General features: G+C 53.3%; 4 protein-coding genes. 3 read left to right on the forward strand and 1 reads right to left on the reverse strand.

All coding sequences use genetic code 11. The features are described 5' to 3' along the window. Positions 1–332 precede the first annotated feature (332 nt). Positions 333–2,270 carry a PAS domain-containing sensor histidine kinase gene (locus tag ASD54_RS04210; RefSeq protein ID WP_062553372.1) on the reverse strand — a complete coding sequence of 646 codons (1,938 nt, stop codon included), beginning with the start codon at positions 2,268–2,270 and terminating at the stop codon, positions 333–335. A gap of 228 nt (positions 2,271–2,498) precedes the next feature. Here ASD54_RS04210 and ASD54_RS04215 point away from each other — a divergent pair, with 228 nt between their 5' ends. The 3 genes from ASD54_RS04215 to ASD54_RS27410 form a co-directional block, all read left to right on the forward strand. Beyond that, complete coding sequence (locus tag ASD54_RS04215; protein WP_062553373.1) at positions 2,499–2,987, forward strand: MgtC/SapB family protein; 489 nt, start codon at positions 2,499–2,501, stop codon at positions 2,985–2,987. Between the two features lie 3,661 nt (positions 2,988–6,648). Then, positions 6,649–7,347: a LytS/YhcK type 5TM receptor domain-containing protein gene (locus ASD54_RS27405; RefSeq protein ID WP_162249544.1), complete on the forward strand. Its 699-nt coding sequence runs from the start codon at positions 6,649–6,651 to the stop codon at positions 7,345–7,347. Further along, positions 7,334–8,122, forward strand: a 789-nt coding sequence (locus ASD54_RS27410) for a GGDEF domain-containing protein (protein WP_156379061.1), incomplete at its 3' end; no start/stop codon positions are given. The genes ASD54_RS27405 and ASD54_RS27410, both read left to right, overlap by 14 nt.

Below are 8,122 nucleotides of genomic sequence, written 5' to 3' on the forward strand. Positions count from 1 at the left end.
TCCTCAACACCGGCCATCGATTATTTGAGCCGCTTGCTACACTCCATCCGAGAATGTTGATCAACCGAGTATAAGGACTGAATCTCATCGGAACCAGGCTTCGGAGCAGGTTTGCTCCGTTCACTCTGTTGCACAGACCAGTTTTTTGGTGTTCATCGTGAGCTTGTGTCGGGCAAACGCCAAATTCTTCGCTTCCCATTCAAGAGAGTTGCGCCTCAGTATCCGACTTGTGCTCGGCAAGGTCAAAGGGCTAATGTGGAGGCCGCCCCGTGCTTGATCCGTGCGCCAACTGTCGTTGCCATGTTCAAAAGTCGCTTCACGAAACCGAAATACTATGAAGCCACTGAGCACATATCCCTTACAATACCCTCGAATTGATCCATCTGAAACGGCTTCGTCACGACGCGCATGCCTTCGTCGAGTGTTCCGTGATTGAGCACAGCATTTTCCGCGTAGCCCGTAATAAATAGAACTTTCAGTCCTGCTCTGATGCTGCGAACGGCATCTGCGAGCTGGCGGCCATTCATTCCGTTTGGCAGGCCGACGTCGGTGATCAGTAGGTCCAGGACCTGTCCCGTCTCTATGATCTTAAGCGCAGATGTCGCATCTTCGGCTTCAAGGACGTTGTACCCGTGTTCTTCCAGAAGTTCGGCTGCGACCATCCGGATCAAAGGTTCGTCATCAACAAGCAAGACAGTCTTGTTCGCCGTTACAGGACCCGCCTCCGCTGTTCCTGAATCTTCGGTGGGAACGTCGGCTTCGCCAAGACGGCGAGGTAGATAGACCAGGACATCGGTGCCCTGACCAAGCTCCGACGCGATGCGAACAGCGCCCCCGGACTGCCCCGCAAAGCCATAGACCATTGAAAGGCCAAGACCCGTGCCTTGTCCGGTGGGCTTGGTAGTAAAGAAAGGGTCGAAAGCATGGGCAATCGTCTCGGGAGCCATGCCGCTGCCCGTGTCGGCGACTGTTAGTCGGACATATTCGCCTGGTGGGAGATTGAGCTTGCTGCTCTCAGCGCCCTCGATGATGCGATTTTCAGTGACGATGCGGATAATCCCACCGTTCGGCATCGCATCGCGCGCATTGATGCAAAGGTTGAGGAGCGCATTTTCGAGTTGGCCAGCATCGACAAAGTTTGACCAAAGGCCGTTCTGATGGTTCGTTTCCACTTTGATCTCGGGTCCGACACTCCGGTAGATCAACTCGAGCATGCCATCGACCAGCGCATCGATCTTTACCACCTGCGGGTCGAGTGTCTGGCGTCTGGAGAAGGCCAGGAGGCGCTGGGTCAGCGCGGCCCCGCGGCGGGTGGCTTGATTGGCTGCGCTGATATAGCGTTCGATGTCGTCCAGACGGCCTTGTGCCAACCGCCTGTTCATCATTTCCAGACTGCCGCTGATCCCGGCGAGCAGGTTGTTGAAGTCATGCGCCAGTCCACCGGTAAGCTGCCCGACAGCCTCCATTTTCTGAGACTGACGCAGATTGTCCTGGGCGGCCGCAAGCTCAGCCTCGCGAGCTTTCACTTCGCTGAGATCTCGACCGACTGCAATGAAGTTCTGGCCTTCAAGTTCCGGCGCAACCGTCCACTCGATCCACTTCCATCCGCCGTCGCTTGTCGCTATACGGTTCTGAAAACGGGAAGGTAGCCCTGTTTCTCCCATCTGCGCGAGCGCTGCGAGCGTGACGTCACGGTCGTCATCGTGCATGAAGGTGGCATAGGGTCGGGTCAGCAGTTCTCGCTCCGACCAACCCAATATTGTCGTCCATCCAGGGCTGACCGCTGACATCATACCGGCGAGGTTGGCGCGCGCAAACATGTCTTGCGACAGCGTCCACAAACGATCACGCTCTGCTGTCCTGGCTTGGAGCTCGGCCTCTTGACGCTTGTCTTCTGTGATATCGCGTCCGCTGCAGAACATTACGCCATCTTTTGCGACCGCCGCCCAGGATATCCATCTTATGCCGCCATCGCGGTGTAGCCACCGATTGACAAAGCGTGAGACCGACTTTCCCTCGGCAATGGCAGTTGCTTCGACGCGCGTCCTCTCGATGTCTTCGGGATAGATCATTTCCCAAATGGACCTGGACGAGAGATCCTCTCCGCTCCAGCCAAGGGTCGAATGCCATGCAGCATTATACGTTTCTATGTAACCGGAAGGGTTCAGCGTGCACAGCAGATCGGGATGAACCTGCCACAACATGCCGATCGCCTGGCTGTCCTGAACAGGCAGGCCGGGACTCTTGTCGTCAATTCCTGTCTGATTCATCAATTAAAATTCCAAAGGACAGTTCCGTTGTCGTAGAGACCGAGCCGCGGCGCGCGATCATGAATACCAGAGCACGAAGAGGCACTCGGTGCAACGACGCCGTTGTACGGGCGCGACTACGCACGTATCATCGTAAGCGGTTACCGGACAAACGCGAAATTGCCAGCGTAGGCGATGTATGGCAAATCACTTGGTATCTAAATTAGCAAACAACATGAGGACTCTGCAGTGGGAGAGGAAATCTGGGCTGCTCTGATCAAGGAGTTTTCAGACGTTCCCGACGCTTCCACCATAACTCTCGTGACGGTGAGACTTGTAGTCGCTGCAGTGCTTGGCGGTATCCTTGGGTATGAACGCGAGCGCAAAGGCAGAAGCGCTGGCGTACGAACCCATATGCTTGTTGCCGTAGGAGCGGCGCTTTTTGTAATAGGTCCCCTGCAGGGCGGAATGCAAATTGGGGATCTGTCGCGTGTGCTTCAGGGCGTCGTGCAGGGAATAGGCTTCCTCGGCGCGGGCGCGATCATGGTTCGGGTTGCTAAGCGCCAAGTGGAAGGACTCACCACGGCTGCTAATATTTGGGCGACAGCTGCAATAGGCGTCATCGCAGGCTTGGGATTGGAAGCTACCGCAGTTCTGTCGACGGCCATAGTTCTGGTCATCCTTGCCGCAGTACCGCTTGTCCTGCCAAAAGACAATGAAGACGGCGAGGGAAAGTAGGACGTGGGTTCGGACTTCGCAAATAGATGACAGCTTGGCGACGTCGACTATGGGCCGCAGGAGGATTGGCCGTTCCTCCATCTCGGCGACAGTGTTCATTCTTAACTAGCGGCCGCACCTACACGCAGTGGTGCTAAAGCAGGTGATATTCCCAGTAGTTTCAGGCTGTCCGACAAACTGAGCGATTGATCCTCTTAGTTGTGGTGAGAAGGTGAAGTGATAACAAAGTAAGTCGAGGCCAGTCTCGAAGTTGTGAAATGCTACTTTGATGCCAAAGTCCCAAAGAAATCCACTGATATGCGCCGTAGGCCCTGGATTACACCAGTCTTTGATGATCTCTATTGAGATCATATCTCGCATCAGCCCACGTTCGACTACGGCTCTGGTTCATATGTAGATCCCCAAAGTTGGTGATAGGGATGGGCAAAATAAATTATACAAATCGGTCAGTAGTTCAGGTGCGATTCCGTCAGCTTACAGCTCATTTCAGCAGTCTTCGACAGAATGAGATTTCGACCAAGGCGAGAATTGGACGGTTCTTTGGTGCCCTTGAAAGCTTTGTCGCGAAGCATTTGTGTCCGGGCCGGGTCAAAAAGCACCTCGTCGAACGCCCGTCTCTTGCTCTTGCGCTGACTGATTTGCACTTTCGCCTAGTAGATCGATCTCAGCTCGCCGTGCTCGCAGGTCTGTCTTAGAGCAAATGAATATTGGCAAGTCTCAATTAACCATCGCGAGCAAGAGCAAGGCAAGTGCTGCTCGAGAGTTAAATTAGCCTTCACTAATCTAAATTACCGGTTGATACACGATCAATGCTCACTTTTTGAGGATCTAAATGTCCCGTCAAATTGAACGGCTCCTTCGTGATACATCTGGAAATTTTGGAATCATGACCGCAATTCTGGTGCCTCTTGTATTCGGAGTTGCCGGCTTTGGCATAGATGCAACGCACGCATTTGCTGAAAAGAACCGATTGCAGGCTCTGGCAGATGCTGCTGCTCTTGCTGCCGCAACCGCGATGCGTCGGCGACGGGCATTGCTCCGCATCCGAAGACCATCCCTGCCAGATGGTCAAGCTTGTCGATGGCTGCCTTGAATGTACCTTCAGCCGTGAAAGCGCCGATATTGGAGTTGCCGGCTTTGGCATAGATGCAACGCACGCATTTGCTGAAAAGAACCGATTGCAGGCTCTGGCAGATGCTGCTGCTCTTGCTGCCGCAACCGCGATGGCTGATCAGGGAAACATGAGCTCTGAGGAAGCTGAAGCACTTGGACTCAATGCATTTGTTTCGCAGACCTTGGCAACCGAGCCTGCAAAGACAGCAGCCCAGAAAGCGGAAGACGAGAAGAAGCTGAAGGACAGCACCACGTTCGCAGTCAGCACAACAACCTCAGGAAACTCAGAAACGTACGACGTNGACAGCAGCCCAGAAAGCGGAAGACGAGAAGAAGCTGAAGGACAGCACCACGTTCGCAGTCAGCACAACAACCTCAGGAAACTCAGAAACGTACGACGTTCGAATGACGTCAACCTATGATCTCTCCCTGAATGGCATGAGCGCGCTTCTGGGCTTCAACAATTTCAGGATTTCGGTTGAAAGCCGAGCATCCAGCGGTCGACAAGGAAATGCACTGTCGATGTATCTTGCGCTCGATGAGTCGGGATCTATGGCCTGGGACACGACGACTGTCGATCCCGTCGCGCCAACAAAGAAAGTCAAAAAGCAGCGCAAAGAGAGATACCCGTGTCCTGGCAATGAGACGCAGATGTGTGAGCGCACGGTTGATGAATGGGTTGATGCTACCAATTACATCACCAAAATCGCTTCGTTGAAAGCGGCAGCCGGTGTGATGTTTGATGAGCTCAAGAAGGCTGACCCTAACAGCAGCCTATTGCGTCTCGGTGCCTCGTCTTACGATGATAAGACAAAGACCGAGCAGCGCATTGAGTGGGGCAGCAGCGACGTTGCCCGGTACGTAAACAAGATATCCGAAAAGCCAGACGGTGGAACGGACGCAAGCGGTGCGTTGACCAATGCGCTGACAGCGTTGGGTCGGGCCAACCAGACGGAGAAAAACGCTCATGACGCGAAGAAAAATAAGAATTTTGAGCGTTTCATCGTCTTCATGACGGATGGAGAGATGACGGGGAGCACGGGTGTCTGGAACAAGTCAATTGATGACAAGGTGCGTGGAATTTGCGATCAGNCATCGTCTTCATGACGGATGGAGAGATGACGGGGAGCACGGGTGTCTGGAACAAGTCAATTGATGACAAGGTGCGTGGAATTTGCGATCAGGCGAAGGTCGATGGCATCAAGATTTATGCAATCGCTTTCATGGCGCCTGCCAAAGGAAAGACGCTCCTGGAGGCCTGTTCAAGTGGGGCTGCAGACTACTACTACGAACCCACGACAATGAACCAACTTGTCCAGACCTTCGGTGAGATAGCTCGCAAGGCTGCCAAAACAGGCACCCGATTGACCAATTGAACGAGGCTGCACCTGCAATCTGGCTTGGCCGACGGGCTTGCTGTGACGAGGGGTGTCAAACGGATTCTGTAGAGATACTCGGCGAAAACATCAGCCTTGCGTCGAATTCCTGTGATGGGGGCAGCAAAGTGACGACTGTCCTCACGGCTTTACTAGCTTCAAACTCGTGAACTTTGTTTAAAGCCCAGAGAGGTGGTCGGATGCGGAATATGTGATGTAACTCGTTGATTTTTCAATCTTTAATCGCGAGAGGAAAGCCGCTCCATCTTGATCAAAGAGCTGCATTCGACTGCTGACAGAAGATCTCCAGTCTCAGAAACTATCTGAACGCATTCTTCGTCTACGTCGCTGTCGTTCATTATCCGCTCGGCCAGCATTTCCCGCACAAAGCGAACCGCATCTGCGTGGGCGGTTTCATGATCTGAGAATTCAACGCCTTCCGTGTCCATCTCAAGAACGCCGTTTCTGCGGATGTGAAAAAAGGACCGCGCCATACTGAACGCCTCCGGTATTTCCGGACTCACTAATACGCTCGCTGAGAACTCGTTCCCGCAGTTCAGCAACTGATATTAATAGCTCGCCAACCGGCGACCCGTTTCCTGCTTCAACGCCGCATGATTGTCAAAAGCTGGCGTCGCGTGCCTCTGCGCGCGCTTGTTATGCCAGGGTTAGGCTCAGAAAGCGTCTCTTCCCAAAGATGAGCTGGACGCATGACTTGTTTGGTATCGGCAAGAACCGTGCGGCCTCCCTATAAAGAGCTCTTTCAGTTTTTGACCATATTCTCGCGACAGAAGTTGGCGTGAGAGCATTTCGCTTGGGCGGTTGTGACTATGCGCGAACAGGTGGCTCCAGTTCACTCTGAATGAAACCACCAGTATAACCAATGGTCCTACCGAATGACGGATGCCTGGAAAGTCCTTGTTGATAACCTTGCCGCAGTTGCATTCATAGTATCGTTATGGGCCCATCTGTCATATCGGCTTCATCGCCTAACTCGAATACAGCGAGCAGTGGGGCTTGGCGNAGGTGCCCGCGAAGATGACGTTCGACGCGCCGTCCGACGGCATCCCTGGAAAGTCCTTGTTGATAACCTTGCCGCAGTTGCATTCATAGTATCGTTATGGGCCCATCTGTCATATCGGCTTCATCGCCTAACTCGAATACAGCGAGCAGTGGGGCTTGGCGTCACGTTCGGTCTCGCAGCACTTGCTTCAATGACCCTTGCCGTACGGTTTGACGTCGGGGTGATTTTTGATCTTCGCCTCGCGATCATTGAATCGGCTGCTGTCTTCGGTGGGCCCGGACCCGCATTTATCGCCGCTCTCATAGCCGCTGCTTTTAGAKTCTATCTTGGGGGCGCGGGAGCTCTTCCTGGATTGATCGCGATCGGTATCGTCTTCACGTGTGGTGTTTTGCTGTGGTTCATCGCCAGATCGAAACCGATGAGTGATTCGCCTTCAATCCTCAGTGCAGCAGTTCTTGCAGGTGCACTGTCRATCTCTGTTCTTGCAATATTGCCTCAGTATGACTTCGAGCGAGCTGTCAAACAGATGGGGGTTCCAATTGTCCTTTTAAATTTCGCGGCAACGGCAGCGATCGGCTTCTTTCTATCCCATTTTCGAAAGTTCACGCTTGAGCGCGATATCTTGCATGCGGCTTTGACCCAGGCTCCCGACTATCAATATGTCAAGGATCTTCATCACCGGTTTGTGGTGGTCAACCAGAACGTGGCTCACCATAATGGTCGAGCAAGCCCGTCCGAAATGGTAGGGCTAACCGATAGAGACCTGGCCCCGAGTGAACGTGCAGACCAGCTAATGGCCGACGAGGCAAACGTACTAAGAACAGGTAGACCCCTTGACCATTTTTGAAGAATACCTGATCGAGGAGGGTAAGCCACCTCGCTGGTATTCGACGTCAAAGGTTCCGTTGCGCAATCGGGATGGAGAACTTGTYGGGCTAGCGGGGGCAACGGTGGATATTACCGAGAAGAAGCTTCTGGAGCAGGAGCTTTCCGCGAGCCGAAACATGATGGCAACTGCGATGGCAGAAMTGTCAGACGGGTTTGCAATGTTCGGGCCAAACGGGCGAATTGTCTTTTGCAATGAGAGGTACAAGGCACTGTTCCCGAAATCCGGATATGCTCGCAAACCAGGTGCGCATATCCTCGATATTCTCAAAGTCACCGCTCKTAGTGGCGAACGAAACGATCTGCCATCGGATGTGGACGATCACCAGATAAAAATAACGGCGGAGAAGTTGTTCACARACAAGGATGAAATCTTCCAGCTTGCAGATGGACGCTGGCTTTCCCTCAGAACCAGAGCAACAGACGAAAATTACGTGTTGGCACTCGTGTCCGACATCACCTCAGTCAAAGAATCTGAGCTGTCCTTTAAAAGTTTTGCCGAGCAGATGAAAGGATTGGCAGAAACCGATGCATTGACGGGGCTGGCCAATCGTCGATCTTTCGATGAAAGCTTGTTGCGAGAGTTTGAAACAGCAGCAATCTCGGGTCGACCATTGTCAGCGATCCTGATTGATGTCGACAGGTTCAAGACCTTCAACGACCAATATGGCCATATGGCGGGAGACGCCTGCCTAAAGTCTGTGTCTGCAGCGCTTGCTAGCGTAGCGCGACGGTCT

Origin of the sequence: Rhizobium sp. Root149 (assembly GCF_001427345.1) — a bacterium.
Classification (GTDB): Bacteria; Pseudomonadota; Alphaproteobacteria; order Rhizobiales; family Rhizobiaceae; genus Neorhizobium; species Neorhizobium rhizoryzae.